Consider the following 22,614-nt stretch of genomic DNA (forward strand, 5'->3'; position numbering starts at 1 on the left):
CCGCCCTTTAGGTGTTTTGTAAAAGTTTATGCAAACAAGGACAGGTTATGAATGGGATTTACTTCCGCAAATTATTGAGAAGGAAAAAATCGTTGTTTTTGACCATGGCTTTTTTCGTAGTCTGTTAGTTCCATGAGTGCTTTTTCTTCAGCTGGAATCCGCACTCTTAACATGAAGATATTTAAAATCGTGAAAAGAATAGCCGTAAAATAAGCGCCAAAAATGAGGGGCATGACTAAAAGTTCCAAGGAGACTACCGTATAGTTGGGATGTCTCATAAAACGATATGGACCTTTTGCCACTACATTCGCACCAGGTAATAGAATAATCTTCGTATTCCAAAACTCACCTAATGACGAAATGGCCCATACACGGATCACTTGCGCCATTAAAAACAGCACAAAAGGAACAGTCCACCAGCTAGGCGGCTGTGCTTTAAACACATACACTTCAATAAAGAAAACAACAAAGAAAGCTACGTGCATCGAAACCATCCATTTATAATGATCTTTCCCAGCTTCTACAGCACCTTTACTCAAAAGCTTCTTTTCATTAGATTTAGCGACCCTTACTTCTGCTAATCTCTGTACGATAAGAAAACCCCAAAATAGAAGAAACCAGTTCATCTACTTCCTCCATTCCACTAAAAGAAGTTCAGAAGAAAAACCTGGTCCTAAAGCAGCCATCACACCAAGATCTCCCTCATCTTTTTTTGTTTGCATAAAATTTTTTAAGACATAGAAAACGGTCGCAGATGACATATTTCCATTTTCCCGTAAGACGTCTCTCGACACATCTGTCTTGGACAACGGAATTCCTAGCGCATCCACGTATGCTTGTAAAACTTTCTTACCGCCAGGGTGTGCAATAAAATGTTTGATCTGTTCTCCAGCAAGCTGATTTCGGTCTAAGAACTCATCTACGTTTGGTTTAAGCCACGTACGGATGACGTTTGGAATATCTCTTGAAAAGACAACATACAAACCCGTGTCCCTTACTTCCCAACCCATCACATCTTCAGAATGCGGCTTCAATGTGGACATCGTGTCTTTTATGTAAGGAGATACTTCTGATGTTTTGGCCGTGTCAGACTCATCTCCGCAGATTAGCGCACAAGCAACACCATCCGCAAACAAAGATGTTCCTACTAAATTGCTCTTAGAAAGATCTTCGTGCTGAAATGTTAGCGAACAAAGTTCCACACTTAAAACGAGGACGTTTGATTTTGGATATGCTTTACAATAATCGTAAGCTCTTGAAAAACCTGATGCACCACCAGCACATCCTAATCCCCAGATTGGGATCCTCTTTGTATGTGATGAAAATGGCAGGATGTTCATGATCCTAGCTTCAATACTCGGAGTGGATAAACCCGAACTAGAAATGAAAAAAATAGCATCAATGTCTTCATATGACATGTTTAATCTTTGATCAGACATGACTTTTTCGATACATTCTGCTCCTAAATTTGTTGCAAAATCTATGTATAAATCATTTTTTTCTTGAAAACTTCTTTTTTCTTTAAACCATTCTATAGGCATTGCGAAATACCGTGATTCAATCTCACCATTCTGAAAAACTTTGAGCAAGCGTTCAATATCTGAGAACGCGTCTTGAAATAGGTTTCTTGCAAATTCCATTGTTTGATCTTGAGAAAGTTTATGAGGTGGATTTATTGTTTCTACTGCTGCTATTCTTGGCAATTGATCTCTCTCCTTCGGTTGCAAATCCTTTTTTAGTAATTTACCCTTAAACAGCCTTTTAAAACGGTGACTTAAAAGATTCGTCTGTTTTCGAGTGAACTTCGCAGTAGTTGGTAGTTGATTTCTGCTTCAGGCAACCTTACGCCTCAAATAACTTGTATAAAAAGAGAAAAAACAAAAAACAGCCTGAATGAATTTCAAAGGCTGTTTACTTTGTTGTTTGTTTTAAAGTATTTAGATGTGATCTTAGTAACTCTTCGTTCGGTTCGATGAAAAGGTTTTTAAATTCCTCATAGTTGTTGATATAACTTCGTTTACGTTTTAGATAGGCAGGATCCTTGAGTAATGCTGTAAGGGCTGCAATTTCCGTAATCTTATAAAAGCTTAAATAGCTGTTCCAAAAGTCATGGTGTGTTAATTCTTCTTGAAGTTTTTCTTCAAAGTATCTTACATAAAGAAGATGAAATGTTTGAGTTTTTCCGCCAAGTTCATAGGTCACTTCTGAACGGTTAAAAAAATCTTCTGATGTATTCGGCTTTTCTTTTTCTAACTCCATACCACTAATATGTTGAATCAACAACGCATGACTCCCCCTTGCTATTCATCGGTAGATAGTGATTCTTGAAACTTAGAAAAGAACAGATCTGCTTCTTGTTCTACATTTTCTTCCTGGATGTTCTCTGGAAGTGGAGGCAGCTCTTTTACACTTTGCAACCCAAAATGTTCTAAGAATGCTTTCGTTGTACCATATAATATTGCTCGTCCTGTTCCTTCTGCTCTTCCCACTTCTTTTACTAATCCTTTTGCAGAAAGAGTCTGCAGCGGTTTCTCCGTTTTTACACCTCTTACTTCTTCGATCTCTGACCTTGTAATCGGCTGTTTATAAGCAATGATTGCAAGCGTTTCAAGGGCAGCTTGAGAAAGTGTTGCATGACCAGGTGTTTCAACGAGGCGTTCGTAAAAGGAAGCATGTTCAGGCTTTGTTACAAACTGAAGGGATCCTGCATATTCAACAATTGACATCCCTCGCTCTGATGAAGCATAACTTAGTTTTAATTCTTCAATGATGGGATCAAGTTCTTTGCTGTCGATCTCCAGCACTTGAGCGATCTGTTTTCTGTCGATGCCTTCATCTCCACTGACAAAAAGCAAACCCTCAACAACCGCTTTATATTCATTTCGTTCCAAATCATATTACTCCTCTAACATCGTTATATATATTTCGCTAAAATGATCTTGTTGCTCGCAATTAATTGATTTTACTTTCATAAGTTCTAATATAGCAAGAAAGGTAACAACAACATGTTCTTTTGTACTCTTATCAAAAAGGTCTGTGAATTTTTTTCGTCCGCCTACTGAAAGAAGAGAGGTTTTTATCTGTTCCATCCTTTTTTCGATCGGAATCTCTTGCCGTTCAATGGTCGTTTGTCTTGGTGCCCGCGTGACCTTTTCTTGAAAGACTTTTTGCATAGCTTGCAACATATCATAAAGCGTTACATTCGTCACTTGCTTTGCCGACTCTTCTTTTTCAAATTGAGAGAGATCAGCTGGCTGACGGGTGTATATTAAACTTCTTGCCGATTCTCTTTCTTTAAGTTCATCAGCAGCGTGCTTGTACTTTCTATATTCAACGAGTCTTCTTACTAACTCATCTCTTGGATCATCTTCCATCTCAAGTTCCATTTGGTTCTCAAAGAGCTCTTCTTCATGCTTTGGTAGCAGCATCTTGCTTTTAATCGCAAGAAGAGTAGCTGCCATAACTAGAAATTCACTTGCTACATCAAGTTTAAGTTCTTTCATCGTATGTATATATTGAAGGTATTGCTCAGTTATGATGGCTACCGGAATATCATAAATATCCACTTCGTAGGTTTGTATCAAATGAAGCAGTAAATCTAGCGGACCTTCAAATCCATCAAGCTTCACACTATATTGCATAACATTTCCCCAGTTTTTAAGCGATTTTGTATTATAAAATTATATCATATTTTGTGAGTCTCGCGGCTTGTTTTTATTCATGCTGTGCATATGGTAAACTTAAAGTTGAGCTTATTAAGGGGCGTGAACGATTAGTGACTTATCCAAAACCATGGATTGAATACTTGGTGCATTTTCATAGAGATCAAGATTACTTTGAATGTCATGAGGTGCTTGAGGAGCATTGGAAGAACGAGGGAATGAAAGGGGATCTGTGGCCTGGATTGATTCAGCTTGCAGTAGCTCTTTATCACCATCGGCGCGGCAACAATAACGGAGCTAAACGAATGATCCTGAGTTGTAAAGTGAAGCTGCAAAAAGAGGAATCAGCACTGAAAGAACTCGGGATAGAAGCTGAACCATTTTATGAAGTACTCGATAGAATTACACAAAAAATTGTGCAACAGCAACCTTTTGAGTCGATAGCACTTCCACTTTCAACTGACCTAATGCGCGTATGTTTATTAAAAGCTGGTGTGACGGAAGAAGAGTGGTCTTTATCAACCGTAGTGGATGAAAACATCGTTAATAAACACTTTTTAAGAGACCGATCCACTGTTATTGATGAACGAAATAGACAAAAACTTATGAAAAACAGAAATTTATAATTGCCTAAAGCATAAAAAAGCTCCGGAAAAATCCGGAGCTTTTCTTATTTGGAAATTATTCTTCCCAAACTTTAACTTCTTTCATTACATCGCCTTGTTTAATACGAAGTACTGTTTCCAAACCTTCTGTAACTTGTCCAAAAACAGTATGAACACCGTTCAAGTGCGGCTGTGGCTCGTGTACGATAAAGAATTGGCTTCCACCTGTATCACGGCCAGCATGCGCCATTGAAAGAGATCCCGCTACGTGCTTATGCGGGTTTCCTTCTGTTTCACAAGGAATTGAATAACCAGGGCCGCCAGCTCCAGTTCCTGTTGGATCTCCACCTTGAGCAACAAATCCAGGGATAACACGGTGGAACGTTACACCGTTGTAAAATCCTTCGTTTGCAAGTTTTTCAAAGTTTTCTACTGTTCCAGGTGCTTCCTCCTGATACAGATCAAATACAATTTTTTCGCCGTTTTCAAATTCAATCGAACCTTTTTTCATAAAAAACAGGCCTCCTTCTACTTCATTCAACTACCATTGTACGGTTAAATGGCTGCTCCGTAAACTAATTTACACAAAAACATTCGATTTTAACGGAACATCGTTCTTGATAAGGTCTTCATACGTTTCCCGCTTAACTACCAGCTGTTCTTCACCGTTCTCTACAAAAACCACAGCCGGCCGCTGGATTCTATTATAGTTGCTCGCCATACTATAACCGTAAGCACCGGTACAGGAAACTGCTAAGAAGTCGTGTTCACATACTTCAGGAAGGGCGATGTCCCAGATCAACATATCGCCACTCTCACAGCATTTGCCTGCGATAGATACCGTTTGAGTTGGTTCTGCGTTCATCTTATTTGCTACGAATGCTTCATATTTTGCTTGATAGAGTGCAGGACGAATGTTATCTGTCATCCCACCATCAATGGAAACATAGTGTCTAACTCCTTCGATCTCTTTTTGTGAGCCGATCGAATAGATCGTCGTACCTGCATCACCTACGAGTGAACGGCCTGGTTCGATCCAAAGTTCAGGCAGATCTTGCCTTTCAAAGTGAATCATCTGCTTTTTCACTTCTACAATCATCGCAGAAACGTACTGTTCAGGAGAAAGCGGTGTATCCTCTGATGTGTATTGAATGCCGAACCCGCCTCCAAGGTTTACGACACTTGGAAAATAGCTATAGTTTTCTTCCCACTTCTTGAAGTGACCGAATAACTTTTCAATCGCAAGGGTGAACCCTTCTGTTTCAAAGATTTGAGAGCCAATATGACAATGAATCCCTAAAACTCGAAAGCCTTCAAATGCAAGTACTTCTTGAAGTGCTTTGTCTCCTTGACCATTTCCTAGATCAAATCCAAATTTAGAATCTTCCTGACCTGTAATGATGTAATCATGGGTATGCGCTTCGATTCCTGGAGTTAAACGCAGTAAGATGTCTACTTTTTTGTTCAGTTTGCTGCTCAGCATTTTCAACAATGAGATCTCATGAAAGTTATCCACTACTATACAGCCGACTCCAGCGGTAAGTGCAAATTCTAATTCTGCTAAGCTCTTGTTGTTTCCATGAAAGTGTATTCTCTCAGGTGGAAATTCGGCTTGAAGTGCTGTGTAAAGTTCACCGCCTGAAACTACATCGAGACTCAATCCTTCTTGCTCGATTAGCTGAAACATAGCGATCGATGAAAAAGCTTTTGAAGCATAAGCGACTTGATATCCAACCCCATTTTCCTCGAATGCTTTTTTAAAGCCTCTTGCTCTATTTTTAATTAAGGATAGGTCATACAGATAAAGCGGTGTTCCGTATTTCTTCGCTAGATCTACCGTATCTAAACCACCGATCCATAGATGATGATTATCTCCAATTTTTGATGTTCCGTGTAAATTCACAAAAAATTCCCCTCTCGTTGTTGATAGAGAATTCAATCCCGACAAATACAAAAGACAGCCGCAACTAAGGCAGGCTGTCATAACCGTACCCTCATGTCGGAATAGCTCTCCACTACAGTTGTAGTGACAGTCCGTTGCTTGTTCAGCAGCGGCCCAGCATAGAAAGAGATGGAGCTCTTCCTACACTTCGGCAAATTGACCTTTCAACATATTTCATCGTCATCCACAAACTCCATATGCTACTCATTCGTTTTGCGCCTCTACCTCATATGAGGCATATTTAATTAGTTATGAATTTAACATAATTTTCAACAATCAGCAAGGGACAGATTAATTAGTTGGCTGTTTTTTGGTGTTCTGCGGATGTACTATACTCGGTCGAACTTTAGAAACCGGAACAGCTATCCGTATAACGATCTGCAGGAAAGCTTTTGGATTAAATGGAATGAACGGCCATAGGTATGGCGTGTTCAGATTCTTGATCGTTGCCATATACAAGATCATGATGGTAAAACCAACGATAAACCCAGGCACTTTAAAGAGCATGACCATAATAATCAGAAAAAGTCGCAAAACCCTGTTGGCGATACTCAGCTCATAACTAGGTGTAGAGAAGGCCCCAATGGCAGCAATCGCAACATAAAGAATAACTTCTGGAACGAATAACCCGACATCAATCGCAATCTGACCGATCAATACAGCTGCGATCAGACCCATGGCGGTCGATAAGGCACTAGGTGTATGAATGGCAGCCAATCTTAGAATATCAATCCCGATCTCTGCAAAAATAATTTGGAGAAACAATGGGATGTTGGTGTGTTTATTCGGACCTATAAAATCAATGAAAGGTGGTAGCAACTGCTCTTCCATCGAGAACAATAGCCACATCGGAACTAAGAATACAGAGGCCAGCATTCCAGTAAACCGGGTCCATCTTAAGAATGCTCCGATGAACGGTGTCTGCCTAAACTCTTCTGCATGTTGTACGTGATGAAAAAGTGTTGTAGGTGTGATGATAACACTTGGAGATGTATCTGTGATGATTAACACATGGCCCTCCATCAAGTGCTGAGCTGCAACATCAGGTCTTTCGGTGTAACGGACTAAAGGAAACGGATTCCAGCCTTGCTTTACTACAAATTCTTCTATCGTCTTATCGGCCATGGGTATCCCGTCGATCTCAATGGAATTAAGCTCTTTTCTAATGAGGTCAACAAGCCCAGGATCTGCTACATCCTGAATATAAGACAAACACACGTCCGTCTTCGAACGTTCCCCGACTTGAAGAATTTCGTGTCGTAATCGTTCGTCACGTATACGTCTTCTTGTAAGAGCGGTGTTGATGATAATATTCTCTGTATATCCATCACGAGCTCCCCTTACCACTTTCTCAATGTCTGGCTCTTCTGGTGATCTCCCTGGATAACTTCTTACATCCACAACAAATGCTTCTTCTTCACCGTCAATGAATATAACGATCAGACCCGAAAGCATACGGTCCACAGCTTCATCTAACGACTTTGTTATCTCTACTTGTTGATGTGCAAGATGGTTATGTACTAGGTCTTTTACTTTACTCGGTGCGCGATGACCATGATCCATATCCATCAGTTCGCGATAGATCATGATGATGAACTCACTGTCACAAAGTCCCGTACAATAATACAGCTGAAGTTCCTTTTTTAAGACAAAGATCTTTCTTACACCAACATCAAAACTCACGCCAATACCGAGTCGTTCTTTTAAAAATCTTTCCGTATCTTCGATGTTCTTACTAATCGGTGTTTTATTTTTTTCGGTTGCCAAATGATTCGCTCCTTTCTAATATGAGTTGTATCGCTTTTACAGTGATTGGAGCCCCTTTTTCAATAGAATCAAAACCTGCCATTTTTCCGATGTCCCCCACACCTATAACGAAAGGAAGATTTAATTCATCGAGGATGTAGACGGTATCCCCGTTTATCCTTCCTGTTTCAAGGTCCGGAATTCCACTCTTATCAATACCAAATTCGGTCAATTCTCCATATCGGTCCATTGAACAATGAACTTTTGTCCATTCTGTAAAATGTGTTTTGGAAGCAACTGCTACAGCACCAATCACATCGATATCCTTCTGCTGATGAATATACCTCATCGCATGTTCGCCAGGACCTTCTCCTTTATATCCACAGTCATCAAACATCACAAGTACAGGGTCATGAGGTGTTTTTCGGATCATCTCCACAAGCTCTATACCACTTTTTCGTGTTGGATTTCCCCAAGAATGCGAAATACAACGTCCTCCAACTTGTTTAGCCGCATGCTCGACGACTCGTAGTGCATACAGATCTCCATCCGTTATGAAAATGACCCGTTTCTTCACCATGTGATCACCCCTTTGGTTCGAAGATTACTGCTACTAAAAATCCAAACAAAACAGCGGATGAGATTCCTGCAGATGTTAACTCAAAGATCCCCATAGCGATTCCAATAAAGCCATGTTCTTCAGCTGAAGCCATCGCTCCGTGTAGAAGGGAGTGACCAAAACTTGTGATCGGAACCGTAGCACCTGCACCTGCAAATTTGATCAAGTTATCATAGATACCAAAAGCATCAAGAAGTGCACCGATTACTACGAAGGAAGTCGTTACATGAGCCGGAGTCAACTTCATTACATCCATCATCAGCTGGCCGACAACACATATGGCTCCACCTACTACAAACGCCCAAAAAAATTCCATCTTATTGCCCTCCTTCCGCTCGCTCTAAAACCACGCCGTGAGCAACCGTTGGAATACTCTCTTTTTGCTGAACCATCACCGGATTCAATAATGCACCTGTAGCGACCATTAAGACTTTCTTCAGATTGCCTTTTCGAATCTCGTCTAAAATATATCCATACGTAACGACTGCAGAGCACGCACAGCCACTTCCACCTGCAAAAACCTGCTGCCCGCTTCGATAGATCATCAATCCACAATCTCGATGATTGTCTGACACATCATAACCTTGCTCTTTTAATAACATTTTAACGATCGGTGCACCAACGCCAGATAGATCACCTGTTGCGATTAGATCGTACTCATCTGGTTGTACATCCATCTCTTTAAAATGAGCCGCAATCGTGTCTGCAGCAGCAGGAGCCATCGCTGATCCCATATCAAAAGGATCCTTGATTCCTAAGTCCACTACTTTCCCTACGGTTGCCGACGTGATCTTAATATCTGAAACTTCTTTGCTAACAAGCGCAGCACCAGCACCTGTTACAGTAAATGTAGCGGTATCAGGCTTTTGTCCGCCATATTCAGTAGGATATCTAAACTGCCTTTCAGCCGTAGCATTGTGTGAACTTACTGCAGCTACAATTCGATTCGCATATCCGCCATCTACTAAAGCAGCTCCTAATGCTAATGACTCCATTGATGTTGAACATGCCCCGAATACACCTAGGAACGGAATACCGTTTCCTCTAGCCGTGTAGTTTGACGAAACAATTTGGTTTAACAAGTCACCCGCCAACAAGAAGTTGATGTCTTCTGGCTTCATCTTTACTTTGTGCAAACATGCATTGATCGCATCTTCCATCAACTGACGTTCCGCAAGTTCCCAATTCTTTTGTCCGCAGTGAAGGTTGTTATACGTTTTATCAAAATAGCTGCCTAGAGGTCCTTCGCTTTCCATCGGTCCTACTGCAGTACCCGCAGCATTTAAGTAAATGTTGTTTGCAAATTTCCATGTTTGTCTTCCTAATAAGTTCATGCCTTCACTCCTTTATGTCAAATGCTGAAAGATGTAACGGATCATACCGAAAACGTAGGCGGAAACCGCTCCAAATACAATAACAGCTCCAGCTAATTTGAAGAGATTTGTCGCGACTCCAAGTACTAGTCCTTCACTTTTATGTTCTAATGCCGCACTCGTAACGGCGTTAGCAAACCCTGTTACCGGAACGACAGAACCTGCTCCAGCAAATTGACCGATTTTATCGTATACTCCGAGTCCTGTTAATAATGCTGCGATTAAAATGAGCGTAGCAACAGTCGGATTTCCTGCTGTTTCTTGCGTAAAATTAAAGTAAGTCATATAAAACATTTGAATCGCTTGACCGATCGTGCAGATGATTCCACCTATTAAAAAAGCTTTTAAACAATTTAGAACATACGGTGGTTTTGGCTGTATCGATTTAATTTTTTCGGCATATGCCTGTTGTTCTTCTTTAGTTGCCATAAGTACAATCACATCCCTAATGATTAATGTAGTACATCCAATGAAACAAAGATCCTGAGATTTTCCCAAGTACAATTGCCATTAATATAATGATGATCTTCTCGCCAAATCCTACTCTTTTGGCAAGAATCGGAAGTACGTTCAATACTTCAGTTAACGCTGCGGCTAACATCCCAATAAAGATCCCGGTAAACAGACCGATCGGTATTAGAAAGAAAGCGGGGAACCCTACCGAACTGTTTTTTAAATTCATCCAACCTCCGATTACAGCACCTAATATGATGCTCAACTCATAACCTCTGATGTATCGATACGTTTTAGAGAGCTGCATCAGTCTAGGTACGATTCCAAGAACCGTTATAAGAGCGACAAGACCAGAGCCTACTGTTATTCCACCACCAAAACCGATAAAGGCAACGAGCAATACTTTAATTCCCATTGATCTTCTTCTCAGTTTCTTTGTTTTCATGAACGATCACATACTGATCAAGGTCTTGCTGATAATTAAACATCTCAACTTCCAAAGGACTTGGTTCTTCATTAAGTCTTTTTCGGAAAAGATGATTAAAGAAAAGAATCATGCCTAGACCAAGCCCAAACGAATATGGAATCTGGAGTAATAGAGGCTGCTCCTTATAATGCCCCGTGATCATGAAATAGATTTTTTGGTGAACAAGCTGCATGCTTACATCTTCATGAAAATTCATGATTGCAAGAGCCGAGCCTGTAAAAAGCAGAAGCCACACCAAAACAAAATACACTGGAGCCAGCTTTTTTTGTTGCATCTGAATCTCCAGAATCGATTGTACTGGACCGATGGTCTGGACGTCTAAACCTGGCTTTTTCTTTTGAATCGTCGCAATCACACGCATGACATCGATCACAATCAAATGCTTATCTTCAGGGGTTACTTCGTGGATAATATATCCTTTGATGGCTTCTTCTAATTCATCAGATGCTACAATCTGTGCAACTTCACCAATCGTGACTTTCTGATGCTGAATGACCTGTACACGTTGACGCATACGCAGGTATACTGTTTTATCCAATTTTCACTTCACCTCTTTCTAAGCGCATTTGTGTTTAGTATGCGATGATGGAATTCTTATCATGCTTCACATGTAACAGCATCCAAAAACTACCATTGAAATTAAAGCTGTCCTTGTTTTTTGTTCTTGTTTTCTTCATTGATGTCTCTGTAGGTGGTTGATTTCCGTTTCAGGCGCTCCCTTTCCGCGGGGCGACCGGTGAGCCACTTGCCGCTTCGCGCCTCTAAGTGTCTCACCTGTCCGCTCGTCCCGCAGGAGTCTCGCACCTTTCACTACAATCAACCTATTCAGCGAAGTTTAGGTAACACTAGAGATAGAGATGTTGAAACTTTAGTTTGAAAGTCATAACTTAAGTACAGAAGACTCTTGGTGAAATTTGCGTGAACAAAAAGCTTTTAAAATTTCTTTTTCATTTCCTATTCATGTTGATTGGAGCGCTAAACGTTTTGCTTTTAAATGCTTTTTTCTACTTCATTGAAAGTTGATTGGAGCGGAAGGTTACCGACTCCTATGGGACGAGCGTGCAGTCCGAAAAGCGGAAGTGACTTGTTCAGCCCCGACCAGCAAAAGTTAAATGGGCTAACATGGCGCACTTTGACTTGTTGTCCATTTAACTTTTGACCTCGAGGGGCTAGCCACTGTAGCTAGACAGGTGGAGACTCCTAACGGCTCGTAGCGTGCCAGCTACCTGCAATTTCTTCTGGTAAGGCATGCGACGAGGAGGCTCGCTTCGGTAGGGTTTGCTTGTAGACACAGGAGCACACATACTTCTTCGAACGCCGTTCGCCCCATGGAAAGCGTGCAACCTGGGGCGGAGATCAACTCTCTTACAAGTTCTTGAAAAAAGCAAAAAACCAGATAGGACGTTTAAGTCTCCATCTGGTTTTTCATAAACAATAATATTTTCTTTTCGAGCCTGGATACCTGTACTTGAGAAATGGCCAGCCGGTCGGCTACTTCGGATTGCGTTTGGTCTTTAAAATACCTTAAATAAACAATCAGCCGTTCTCTCTCATCAAGTTTATCCATAATATCTTTTAATGCGATCTTATCGAACCACTTGTTTTCCGAATGATCGGAAATTTGGTCGAGTAGCGTAATGGGATCACCATCATTCTCATAAACAGTTTCATGAATCGACTGTGGTGCTCGCACAGCATCCTGCGCCATAATAACATCTTCCACTGCGATTTCTAGAAATTCTGCCACTTCTGAAATGGTAGGTGTTCTCCCAAGCGATTTAGAAAGTTCATCTTTTGCTTTACGCACTTTGTTACCGGTCTCTTTTAATGATCTGCTGACTTTAACTGTTCCATCATCTCTGATGAAGCGTTGTATCTCACCGATGATCATAGGTACTGCATAGGTGGAGAACCTAACATCATACGAAAGATCAAATTTATCAACAGATTTTAATAGCCCGATAGAGCCGATTTGAAAGAGGTCATCTGCTTCATAACCTCTGTTTAAAAAGCGCTGAACCACAGACCAGACAAGCCGCATGTTCTTTTCAACAATCGTATCACGTGCTGACTGATCTCCATCCTGACTCTGTTTGATCAATAACTTAATCTCTTCATCCTTAAGAAACGGTTCACTTTTGCTGCCTTTCACCTCGACATCCATAGACATACTCCCTTAATTACACATAGCTTTATTTTTGGTTAAGTATTTTGTCAAATGAATCGTTGTTCCGTAAGACGGTTCTGAGATGACTTCTACACTATCCATAAAATTCTCCATGATCGTAAAACCCATGCCTGAGCGTTCTAACTCAGGCTTAGACGTATAAAGGGGCTGCCTTGCTTGATCAAGATCACGAATCCCTAATCCTTCGTCACGAATCGTGACGTGAATCGTATCTTCTTCAATAGCGGCTTCAATATATACCATGCCAGTTGCTTTGTTCTCGTACCCGTGAATGATCGCATTCGTTACCGCTTCAGAAACAACTGTTTTGATCTCTGTCAGTTCATCAACAGTCGGATCGATCTGTGCGATAAACGCAGCAACCGTCACACGCGCGAAAGATTCATTCTGACTTAACGCTGAAAACTGAATCTTCATCTCATTTCTCATTTTAAGCCACCCCCAAAGCCTGAAGGGCAAGCTCTTCATCTTCTTCAAGCTTGATAATCTTAAATAGCCCTGACATCTCAAAAAGACGTTTTACCGCTGGAGATATGGCACATACTACCATCTCACCATTCTGACTCTTGATCTGTTTATAACGCCCTAATATAACGCCTAACCCTGAACTATCCATGAAACTCAAACCTTCTAAATTTAAGACAATATGATTTACCGTATGCTTCCTCAAATATTCTTCAACTTGTGACCGAAGCATGTCTGCTGTATGGTGATCAAGTTCTCCGTCTAAGCGGATGCATAATACGGTGTGTTTAAGTTCCAAATTGACAGCTAATCCCACGCTATCCTCTCCTTCTTTTTTGGATAACGTGAATTTTCTATAAAAAAAGACGAATTCCTTCACTCTTGACAAAACTAGTGGGAATTCGCCTATAACTGTCAAGAAACCTTGTAAGTTATGAGGATTTTGACATTTGTCCTGCTGTTCGTTTAAATAGTTTCCACCAAGATGCTTTTTTCACCGTCTCTGATGCCAAAACTGGACTTTCAGTAATCAGCTTGTTCCCGTTATAAATTTTTAAAGAACCAATCTGCTGTCCCTTTTTAACCGGTAATTTTAAATCTTTATCCACGTTTACTTCTGTTTTCACTTTTTTCGCAGTCTCGCCTTTTTTCAATAAAAGAGAAATATGTTCAGAAGTAACTACAGGAAGCTTAGATTTTTCTGCTTTCTGTACTTTAACTTCTTTCACAATCTCATGCCTTGCATAGAGTTTTTTCGTTGAGAACTGAGTAAAAGCATAGTCAAGCATTGACGTGACCTGTGCGTTACGATCTTTAGGGGAAGGTGCTCCCATAACAACTGCGATTACTCTCATACCGTTCTTGTTTGCTGTAGCTGTTAAACAATATTTTGCTTCATTCGTAAAACCTGTTTTCAATCCATCTACACCAGGATAAAATTTTACAAGTCTGTTTGTATTAACAAGCCAAAACTTCTTTTCCGTTTCTTCTCTTAAATAATCTTCATAAAGTCCCGTGAACTTTGTAACTTCTTCATGTTTAAGAAGTTCTTTTCCCATGATTGCCATATCATGAGCAGATGTGTAATGACCTGCTGCAGGAAGCCCCGTAGGATTTTTAAAGAACGTATCGTTTAAACCGAGTTCTTTCGCTTTATCGTTCATACGATTCACGAAAGAATCAACAGACCCAGCGATATGTTCAGCCATAGCGACTGATGCATCGTTAGCGCTTCCAATCGCTATACCTTTTACCATGTCTTCTACACGCATCTCTTCACCAGGTTCAAGAAAGATTTGAGATCCACCCATGCTTGCCGCATATTCACTTACACGGATCTTATCGTTCCAGCTGATTTTTCCTTTATCGATAGCTTCCATGATCAATATCATCGTCATGATTTTTGTCATACTCGCTGGCGGCAGCTTCTCATGGCTATTCTTTTCGAACAGTACACTCCCACTATCTTGTTCCATTAAAATGGCTGAGTGGCTCTGTTCTGCAAGCTTTATTTTTTCTTTTGCTTTTTCTGCTGCATCAGCTTTTGGAATTGCAAACGAAGCCAGCAAACAAATACTTAGTAGACCTGAAATAACGCCTTTCATACAGTTCCCTCCATTCATATAGTTATATTTTTTCCATAATTTTTCACTTTATACCGGATCTTCCAACCATTTCAAAGTTCTTGAAGACAAAAAAATGACTCAAGAGTATGAACTCTTGAGTCACCTTACATATCCATTATTTTTTGATTTCTTTGTATACGAGTGGAGGAGCTTCTACAGCATCTTTTGAGATTGTATAAGCATCACGAATCTTCTTCTTCACATCTTCTACATTCTCAGTGTTGCTGTAGATCGTAACGAGTGAGTCACCTTTTGAAACGCGATCTCCAACTTTCTTGTTCAGCATCAAACCAACAGCAAGATCGATCTCTGATTCCTTAGTAGCGCGTCCAGCACCTAAAATCATAGCAGCAGTTCCAATCTCATCTGCAACAATTTCAGAAACATAGCCGTCTTCGTCTGCAGTCAACTCAAAAGTATGCGCAGCTTGTGGCATTCTTTCAGGATGATCTACTACGGATTCGTCTCCACCTTGAGCTTTTAAGAATACTTTTAACGTTTCAAGCGCTTTTCCAGAAGCGATTACTTCTTTTAACATCTCACGTGCTTGTTCTAATGAATCGGCTTTTTTCGCCAGATATACCATGTGAGAACCTAATGTTAAGCAAAGCTCTTCAAGGTCTTTTGGTCCCTTGCCACTAAGCGTATCGATCGCTTCTTTGATCTCTAAAGCATTTCCGATCGCAAGACCTAGAGGCTGGCTCATATCAGAGATAACTGCCATGGTATTACGTCCTACCGCATTTCCGATTTTCACCATCGCATTAGCAAGTTCTTCTGCTTCTTCTGGTGTTTTCATGAATGCTCCTGCACCTGTTTTTACGTCAAGCACGATTGCATCAGCACCAGCAGCAATCTTTTTACTCATGATCGAGCTCGCGATCAGTGGAATAGAGTTAACCGTTGCCGTTACGTCACGAAGGCCATACAACTTTTTATCAGCAGGTGTAAGGTTTCCACTTTGTCCGATAACAGCAAGTTTATTTTTATTTACAAGGTCAATGAATTCTTGGTTGTCGATCTCAACGTGGAATCCAGGAACAGCTTCCAATTTATCAATCGTTCCACCTGTATGGCCAAGTCCTCTTCCAGACATTTTCGCTACAGGTACATCAAGCGCAGCAACTAGAGGAGCTAGCACTAGAGTCGTTGTATCACCAACACCGCCTGTTGAGTGCTTGTCTACTTTAATCCCCTCGATTGCAGAAAGATCAATCTGATCACCTGACTCAACCATCGCCATTGTTAAATGAGCTCGTTCTTCAGTAGTCATATCTTTAAAATATACAGCCATGGCGAATGCAGACATTTGATAGTCTGGAATTTCACCGTTTGTATAGTTTTGAATAATAAAATCGATCTCAGCTTTTGTTAGTTCTTTTCCATCACGCTTTTTTTGAATCAAGTCAACCATTCTCATGTTAATAGCACCACTTTCTTATCACTTTACATATGAAGATATTTTTTAAAAAGTTAATTAAAATACTTTTTGAATCTATACTACTGAACTGTTAGATTTCCTTTACGATTCCTTTAACTAAAGAAAGGAAATTGGATTTTACCATCTCTGTTGTTTCCATTACTTCATCATGTGTTAACGGTTGATCTAAGATACCTGCAGCCATATTAGAAATACAAGAAATACCCAGAACTTTCATTCCAGCATGGCGAGCGATGATTACTTCCGGAACCGTAGACATGCCAACAGCATCTGCTCCCCATACACGAAGCATTCTTACTTCTGCAGGTGTTTCATATGAAGGGCCTGTATTTCCAGCGTAAACTCCTTCTTTTAATGAGATGTTTAAGTCATTTGCTACACTGCGTGCAACATCTTGCAGAGATAACGTGTAAGCTTCACTCATATCTGGAAAACGAACGCCAAACGAATCATCATTTGCGCCAATTAGCGGATTGTTGCCGAAGTTATTGATATGATCTGTGATCAGCATAAGGTCTCCAGCTTCAAAATCCTTGTTCACCCCGCCTGCAGCGTTCGTTACAACGATTGTTTCTACACCGATCAGTTTCATCACACGGACAGGAAACGTTACTTTTTCCATAGAGTATCCTTCGTAATAATGAAAACGGCCTTGCATCGCTACTACTTGTTTTCCAGCCAGTTCACCAATAACAAGCTGACCCGCGTGACCTTCTACAGTGGAAACAGGAAACTCGGGAATATCTGAGTATGGAATAATAACCGGGTTTTGAATTTCTTCAGCTAGAATTCCTAGACCAGAACCTAAGATCAAACCTATTTTTGGAGCAGAAGTAAGTTTTGATTGGATAAAATCAGCAGATGTTTGTAATTGCTTTGACATGTTCATTTCCCCCTTAACTTAACCTTAAAGTTGATTTAAAAAGCTTTGACCGATAGTAGGTTTTTTCACATCATAAATCTCAGCAATCGTTGCACCAATATCAGCGAACGTATTACCTACGCTAAGTTCTTTACCTTCTTTAATGCCTTTGTAATATACCATCAATGGCACATATTCACGTGTGTGATCTGTTCCATGATGAACAGGATCGTTTCCATGGTCTGCCGTGATGATAAGCAAATCATCTTCTCTTAGCTTTTCTAGGACTTCTGGTAATCGAGCATCAAATTCTTCTAATGCTTGTCCATAACCTTTAGGATCTCTTCTATGTCCGAACAATGCATCAAAATCGACCAAGTTCAAAAAGTTAAGACCTGTAAAGTCTTCATCCATAGATTTCACAAGCTTGTCCATTCCATCCATGTTCGATTTCGTGCGAATGGCTTTTGTCACACCTTCACCATCAAAGATATCAGAGATCTTACCTAGTGCGATGCTGTCGTAACCTGCGTCTTCTAACTCGTTCATTACCGTTCTTCCGAAAGGTTTTAAAGCGTAGTCATGACGGTTAGACGTTCTTTCAAATGCTCCTGGCTTACCTTTAAAAGGACGGGCTATAATTCTTCCCAGCATGTACTTGCCATCACGTGTCATTTCTCTTGCCGTTTCACAGATCTCATATAATTCTTCTAGAGGAACAACATCTTCATGAGCTGCAATCTGAAGTACTGAATCTGCAGACGTGTACACGATCAACTTACCAGTCTGTACATGTTCTTCTCCAAGTTCAGTAATAATTTCTGTACCTGAAGCTGCTTTGTTACCAAGAATTCCTCTGCCCCATTTTTCAGTAAGCATATCGATTAATTCATCAGGAAAGCCATCTGGAAACGTTTGGAAAGGTTCCTTAATATGAAGTCCCATGATCTCCCAGTGCCCCGTCATCGTATCTTTACCGTTTGAAAGTTCAGGTAGTTTCGCGTAATGACCGATTGGATTCGTTGCCTTTTCAACACCCTCCATCGTCGAATCAATATTTCCAAGTCCAAGCTTCTCCATATTTGGAACGTTGAGGCCATTCATCTCACGAGCAATATGGCCAAGCGTGTGAGCTCCTTTATCTCCAAATTTTTCTGCATCTGGCGCTTCACCGATTCCTACAGAATCCATTACAACTAAAAAAGTTCTCTTAAAACGTGATTGTTTCATCTTGTCCTCCTGAAATTGGTACATTCACTTATTTACTATTTCCTTTTAGCAGAAACAACAAACAAATCCTTCATGATGTCAGAAGTCTGACATCTTGTTTGAAAAAGAAAGCTCACGCCCTCGGATGGAAGGCGGAGTATACATCTTTTAATCGCGTTTTCGTTACATGCGTATATATTTGTGTGGTTGAAATATCAGCATGTCCCAACATCTCTTGCACTGCACGAAGATCCGCACCGTTTTCTAATAGATGGGTAGCGAACGAATGACGAAGTGTATGCGGCGTGAGTTCTTTTTCAATATGAGCTTTTCTTGCTAGTTGCTTTAATATCTTCCAAAATCCTTGTCGAGATAAACGATTTCCGTGATGATTTAGAAAGAGTGCATCCGTTTTCTTGCTTTTTAACATGATTGAACGTCCATTTTGCAGATATCGTTCGATTGCTGTTTGGGCCATTTTTCCTAGAGGGATAATTCTTTCTTTATTCCCTTTACCTATACAGCGGATGAATCCCATATCTAGGTGAACATCTCCTATATTAAGCTGAACAAGTTCTGAAACTCGAATCCCTGTTGCATACAAAAGCTCGAGCATACCCTTGTCTCTTTGAGAAAAAGGATCGTTTGCAGCAGGTGTGTCTAATAATGCCTCAACCTCTTCTGTAGATAATACTTTAGGAAGCTTTCGCTCTGTTTTAGGTGTTTCAATATGTACAGAAGGGTCTTGACTGGAGACTTTTTCTCTTAGAAGAAACTGGTGAAAAGACCGAATAGACGCAATGTTGCGCGCTAGCGTCGTGGAAGCCTTACCATTCTCTTTTAAAAATAAAAGATACCCCATTATATGATTACGGTCAATCTCATGGATAGTTTCAAGAGATTCGACTTTTTCGAGATATCGTGCATATTGAGTTAAATCTCTCTTATAGGAGTCGATTGTGTTCTTTGAGAGGGCTCGTTCTACAATAATGTATTGAAGAAAATCCTGAACATGTTCGTTCACTCTACCCCTCCTTACTCACCCGTTTGATAAAAATAAAAAAGTCTTTTTACAGGGTTTGAGTCCTTATCAGAACTCAAGTTAAAGACTTTAACAGCTTTACCTTTTGGTTCGTCATATCTATGATAGTTTTCATATTCTGAATTAATCCAAAGCAAACCGAAATAAAACACGAGCGTGCAAATTGAAAAAGCAAAGAACACCTTTGTTGTATTCCAAACGATTTTCATCCAGGAAATCATCATGTCCACCCCTGTCCTCATATAGTACAGGTTATGCCCACATGTTCCCCGATTATACATAAAACTTAAATCTACAACTCATACGTTACCCGATTCTTCGGACTTTGTAAATATTCTTTGCCTAATATCTTCTAAATGAGTATAAATCCTTTTCAAAGATACCTACCAGCTCGACATTATTGAGCAAAAAAACAAAAAGGAAGCGCTACTCTTCGCTTCCTTCACCTTCATTATTATCCTTAGGATGACATCTGTGACAAATTCCATGAAATGTCAGTCTGTGATCTTTAATTTTAAAATTCCAGCCTTCTTCAACTACTTTTTCCACATCGCCAAGAAGGTCTTCTTGTATTTCATCCACCGCTCCACATTCGATACAAACGAGATGATGATGAAAATGATCCGCACCCTCTGTTCTAAGATCGTAACGGGAAACCCCATCACCAAAGTTAATCTTATCTACTACTTTAAGCTCGGTTAAGAGTTCCAGAGTACGGTAAACGGTCGCCAAACCAATTTCTGGCGCCTTTTCTTTTACGAGCAGATAAACATCTTCCGCACTTAAGTGATCTTCTTCGTTTTCGAGGAGGACTCTAACGGTCGCCTCACGCTGTGGAGTCAGCTTATAGCTTTGTGAATGCAGCTGTTTTTTGATACGGTCGATTCTGCTTTCCATACCCTTTTCCTCCTTATGTACGCACAAGATAATTATAAGCATGGAGAAAAAAGTTGTCAATTTAAACTCATTTTAATTAACGATTTAAACTTATTATAAACAAAGAATCATTATTCAGAAACTAAATCGACCATTTTATAACTTGCTCCATTAAAGCTGGGGTAAAGAACGCTTCCATCGTTGAGGCAAGCAGAACCATTACACCGACACCTGCCACCAAAAGTGTATATCTTAACAGCTGTGGCAAAAAAGGCATATGGTGCCTTTTAAATGCCAGCTGACGAATCATCTTAAATGAAAAAGCCACTGCTGCTACTGTTACAATGATGAAAGCTGGAATTAATAATACGTTCTGGGGCAGAACCGACACAAAAGATAATAAAAAGCCATACCATCCCATTTGATTTACTAAGAATCCTACAGTAAAACCAATTACCACTCCTTTTAAGAACAGCATAACTAAGATAACAGGCAGACCGATCACGGATAGTCCAAGAATCCACATCAGACCCATGTATTTTAGATAATGGCCAAAACTTTGAAAGAACATATCCGTTTTGCTCGTAAAGCCACCTTCCGCAGCTTGAACAAAAAAACGTGATAAGTACGTGTATAGATCTTGTTTTTGATTCAGACTCAACGAATTTACGATAATTGCTCCAAAAATGACACCCATTAAAAAGAGAACACCAACAAACGCATATAAGGTCTTATTCTCTTCTAGATGCCGCTGCATGTAATAGCGCGCACTCTCCATATGTAAGCCTCCTCCACCGAATCTCTTAATCCTATTCTATGAATCAGGGGAGAAGGTATGTCTTATTTTTTCGTTTTACTAGGATGGTTTACAATTACTTTTCCATAAGTTCCACCACCGCCCATTTGAACAGACAGGTCTCCGTTTCTAGCAGATAGGATCTGTTCTGCTATAGCTGGTTTAACAATTTCTTTAAGTTGATTTTCTGTAGAAGAATGTATGATATCCATATCTGTCCCAATCGCTTCACGAAGTTTAAATAAAGATTTTGGACCTAATCCCGGTATGAACTCGAGTGGTATTTGATGTATATAAGGTGGTCTGTTGACTTTACTTTTACTTGTCTGTGTTCCTTGAAGTTCGTTGATCCGATCTTTAACTCCCTTTACGAACTTCTTACTTCCACATTTATCGCACTTCTCACTGTTCAGGAGATAAACTTCCAAACATGTTTCACAGACTGAATTATAATATTTTCCGAGATAAGGATTTAGGCCATAATTTGCAATAATCTCTCTACCGTTCTTTCCTTGAAGAGCCATTTTAAATTCTTTAAAAGTTGGTTCCTTTAAGGAGAGCATCTGATATTCACGTGCGATTTTCTCTAATGAATGTGCATCTGAATTTGTTAGGAAGGTGAAAGATGAAAGCTCTTCTAGTCGGGATGCCATCTCAGTATTCGAACTTAAACCTAACTCAACACCATCTATCAAAGTCGGATCTAGCACTTCGGATAGAGAAATGGCTACTCCTTTTCCGTATAAACTTTTAAATGGAGTAAAAATATGAGCAGGAATAAATAATCCGCCTGAATTTTTCACGAAGTGTTGTAGGTCAAGAGCACTGCCGTACATCCGCTGTGAACTTAAATGAATGTTCTTCATTCGAGACGATAGCCAAAGACTTAAGTTCTCCATCGCAGCAAGGCTAGGCATGTATACAAGAACGTGGATCGGGCCTTTACAATTTTCGTCGTTAATTTCGATCTCGGCTCCAGGTATGAGTGTTAATCCATCAATCGATAAGCCGCCTTCTTCTAACTCTTTCAAGCAACCTTCTAGTTTAAGCTCTTTTAATTCTTGAATTACTTCAGGTGAATGACAATCGATGATTCCTACAACATCCATTCCTTTTACATGTTTGGCTACATGTAAGATATTGCGGAGTGTCAGGGATCTTGAACCTGTAATCTTAATCGCTTTTCCTGTTTGAGATGCTCCGATGTGAATATGCATATCTGC

At 40.2% G+C, this 22,614-nt stretch carries 27 protein-coding genes and 1 riboswitch; of the genes, 1 reads left to right on the top strand and 26 read right to left on the bottom strand.

Translation table 11 applies throughout. The features are described 5' to 3' along the window. Positions 1–71: 71 nt before the first annotated feature. From HU823_RS03980 to HU823_RS04000, 5 genes are all read right to left on the bottom strand, one after another. A complete protein-coding gene (locus HU823_RS03980; protein ID WP_197221232.1) occupies positions 72–626 on the bottom strand; it encodes an isoprenylcysteine carboxyl methyltransferase family protein in 555 nt (184 codons plus the stop codon). Then, on the bottom strand, positions 627–1,703 hold the full coding sequence (locus HU823_RS03985) for a type III polyketide synthase (protein ID WP_197221233.1): 1,077 nt from the start codon (positions 1,701–1,703) through the stop codon (positions 627–629). It abuts the gene before it with no gap. 208 nt (positions 1,704–1,911) lie between these two features. Next, positions 1,912–2,259, bottom strand: coding sequence for a hypothetical protein (locus tag HU823_RS03990; RefSeq protein WP_370630038.1), 348 nt, complete (start codon positions 2,257–2,259; stop codon positions 1,912–1,914). A gap of 41 nt (positions 2,260–2,300) precedes the next feature. Beyond that, positions 2,301–2,891 carry an SMC-Scp complex subunit ScpB gene (gene scpB, locus HU823_RS03995; protein WP_144699292.1) on the bottom strand — a complete coding sequence of 197 codons (591 nt, stop codon included), beginning with the start codon at positions 2,889–2,891 and terminating at the stop codon, positions 2,301–2,303. 6 nt (positions 2,892–2,897) lie between these two features. After that, positions 2,898–3,641, bottom strand: a complete 744-nt coding sequence (locus tag HU823_RS04000) for a segregation/condensation protein A (RefSeq protein WP_144699290.1) — start codon at positions 3,639–3,641, stop codon at positions 2,898–2,900. 134 nt (positions 3,642–3,775) lie between these two features. On the opposite strand from HU823_RS04000, the gene HU823_RS04005 reads away from it, so the two are divergent. Beyond that, positions 3,776–4,288, top strand: coding sequence for a DUF309 domain-containing protein (locus HU823_RS04005; protein WP_144699288.1), 513 nt, complete (start codon positions 3,776–3,778; stop codon positions 4,286–4,288). Between the two features lie 55 nt (positions 4,289–4,343). On the opposite strand, the gene HU823_RS04010 is transcribed toward HU823_RS04005, so the two are convergent. The 21 genes from HU823_RS04010 to HU823_RS04110 all read right to left on the bottom strand — a co-directional run bounded on the left by HU823_RS04010 (position 4,344) and on the right by HU823_RS04110 (position 22,608). Beyond that, positions 4,344–4,778 (bottom strand): peptidylprolyl isomerase, encoded by a 435-nt coding sequence (locus HU823_RS04010; protein WP_066395813.1) that lies wholly within the window; start codon positions 4,776–4,778, stop codon positions 4,344–4,346. 69 nt (positions 4,779–4,847) lie between these two features. Next, positions 4,848–6,170: a diaminopimelate decarboxylase gene (gene lysA / locus HU823_RS04015; protein WP_197221235.1), complete on the bottom strand. Its 1,323-nt coding sequence runs from the start codon at positions 6,168–6,170 to the stop codon at positions 4,848–4,850. 94 nt (positions 6,171–6,264) lie between these two features. After that, positions 6,265–6,441: riboswitch (Lysine riboswitch) on the bottom strand. 59 nt (positions 6,442–6,500) lie between these two features. Next, positions 6,501–7,976, bottom strand: a complete 1,476-nt coding sequence (locus HU823_RS04020) for a spore germination protein (protein WP_197221236.1) — start codon at positions 7,974–7,976, stop codon at positions 6,501–6,503. Then, on the bottom strand, positions 7,957–8,535 hold the full coding sequence (locus HU823_RS04025) for a stage V sporulation protein AE (RefSeq protein ID WP_197221237.1): 579 nt from the start codon (positions 8,533–8,535) through the stop codon (positions 7,957–7,959). The genes HU823_RS04020 and HU823_RS04025 overlap by 20 nt, the downstream gene beginning before the upstream one ends. Before the next feature lie 4 nt (positions 8,536–8,539). Then, complete coding sequence (spoVAE, locus tag HU823_RS04030; protein WP_144699279.1) at positions 8,540–8,890, bottom strand: stage V sporulation protein AE; 351 nt, start codon at positions 8,888–8,890, stop codon at positions 8,540–8,542. Between the two features lies 1 nt (position 8,891). Further along, positions 8,892–9,908 (bottom strand): stage V sporulation protein AD, encoded by a 1,017-nt coding sequence (gene spoVAD / locus HU823_RS04035; RefSeq protein WP_144699277.1) that lies wholly within the window; start codon positions 9,906–9,908, stop codon positions 8,892–8,894. A gap of 12 nt (positions 9,909–9,920) precedes the next feature. Next, positions 9,921–10,376, bottom strand: coding sequence for a stage V sporulation protein AC (gene spoVAC / locus HU823_RS04040; RefSeq protein WP_197221238.1), 456 nt, complete (start codon positions 10,374–10,376; stop codon positions 9,921–9,923). Between the two features lie 16 nt (positions 10,377–10,392). Then, entirely contained in the window at positions 10,393–10,815 is a 423-nt protein-coding gene (locus HU823_RS04045) for a stage V sporulation protein AB (protein ID WP_197221239.1), read from the bottom strand. After that, positions 10,805–11,425 carry a stage V sporulation protein AA gene (locus HU823_RS04050; RefSeq protein WP_197221240.1) on the bottom strand — a complete coding sequence of 207 codons (621 nt, stop codon included), beginning with the start codon at positions 11,423–11,425 and terminating at the stop codon, positions 10,805–10,807. The genes HU823_RS04045 and HU823_RS04050 overlap by 11 nt, the downstream gene beginning before the upstream one ends. Before the next feature lie 867 nt (positions 11,426–12,292). Next, positions 12,293–13,051, bottom strand: coding sequence for an RNA polymerase sporulation sigma factor SigF (sigF, locus tag HU823_RS04055; RefSeq protein ID WP_144699269.1), 759 nt, complete (start codon positions 13,049–13,051; stop codon positions 12,293–12,295). 12 nt (positions 13,052–13,063) lie between these two features. Then, positions 13,064–13,504, bottom strand: coding sequence for an anti-sigma F factor (gene spoIIAB / locus HU823_RS04060; protein WP_197221241.1), 441 nt, complete (start codon positions 13,502–13,504; stop codon positions 13,064–13,066). 1 nt (position 13,505) lies between these two features. Continuing rightward, positions 13,506–13,856 carry an anti-sigma F factor antagonist gene (gene spoIIAA / locus HU823_RS04065; protein ID WP_066395843.1) on the bottom strand — a complete coding sequence of 117 codons (351 nt, stop codon included), beginning with the start codon at positions 13,854–13,856 and terminating at the stop codon, positions 13,506–13,508. A 115-nt stretch (positions 13,857–13,971) separates the two neighbouring features. Next, entirely contained in the window at positions 13,972–15,144 is a 1,173-nt protein-coding gene (locus tag HU823_RS04070) for a D-alanyl-D-alanine carboxypeptidase family protein (RefSeq protein WP_144699267.1), read from the bottom strand. Positions 15,145–15,280: 136 nt separating this feature from the next. Further along, positions 15,281–16,585 carry a pyrimidine-nucleoside phosphorylase gene (locus tag HU823_RS04075; RefSeq protein ID WP_144699265.1) on the bottom strand — a complete coding sequence of 435 codons (1,305 nt, stop codon included), beginning with the start codon at positions 16,583–16,585 and terminating at the stop codon, positions 15,281–15,283. 91 nt (positions 16,586–16,676) lie between these two features. Continuing rightward, positions 16,677–17,489 (bottom strand): purine-nucleoside phosphorylase, encoded by an 813-nt coding sequence (locus tag HU823_RS04080; RefSeq protein ID WP_197221242.1) that lies wholly within the window; start codon positions 17,487–17,489, stop codon positions 16,677–16,679. A gap of 24 nt (positions 17,490–17,513) precedes the next feature. Beyond that, positions 17,514–18,698, bottom strand: coding sequence for a phosphopentomutase (gene deoB / locus HU823_RS04085; RefSeq protein ID WP_144699261.1), 1,185 nt, complete (start codon positions 18,696–18,698; stop codon positions 17,514–17,516). Positions 18,699–18,810: 112 nt separating this feature from the next. Next, on the bottom strand, positions 18,811–19,701 hold the full coding sequence (gene xerD / locus HU823_RS04090) for a site-specific tyrosine recombinase XerD (RefSeq protein ID WP_197221243.1): 891 nt from the start codon (positions 19,699–19,701) through the stop codon (positions 18,811–18,813). Positions 19,702–19,712: 11 nt separating this feature from the next. Beyond that, on the bottom strand, positions 19,713–19,943 hold the full coding sequence (locus HU823_RS04095) for a YqzK family protein (protein WP_313957519.1): 231 nt from the start codon (positions 19,941–19,943) through the stop codon (positions 19,713–19,715). 202 nt (positions 19,944–20,145) lie between these two features. After that, positions 20,146–20,616: a Fur family transcriptional regulator gene (locus HU823_RS04100; RefSeq protein WP_144699257.1), complete on the bottom strand. Its 471-nt coding sequence runs from the start codon at positions 20,614–20,616 to the stop codon at positions 20,146–20,148. Between the two features lie 121 nt (positions 20,617–20,737). Beyond that, a complete protein-coding gene (gene spoIIM, locus HU823_RS04105) occupies positions 20,738–21,373 on the bottom strand; it encodes a stage II sporulation protein M (RefSeq protein ID WP_066395870.1) in 636 nt (211 codons plus the stop codon). Between the two features lie 62 nt (positions 21,374–21,435). Next, positions 21,436–22,608, bottom strand: coding sequence for an endonuclease Q family protein (locus HU823_RS04110; protein WP_197221387.1), 1,173 nt, complete (start codon positions 22,606–22,608; stop codon positions 21,436–21,438). Positions 22,609–22,614 lie beyond the last annotated feature (6 nt).

The sequence above is a fragment of the Fictibacillus sp. 18YEL24 genome (assembly GCF_015903855.1).
Lineage (GTDB): Bacteria > Bacillota > Bacilli > Bacillales > Fictibacillaceae > Fictibacillus > Fictibacillus phosphorivorans_C.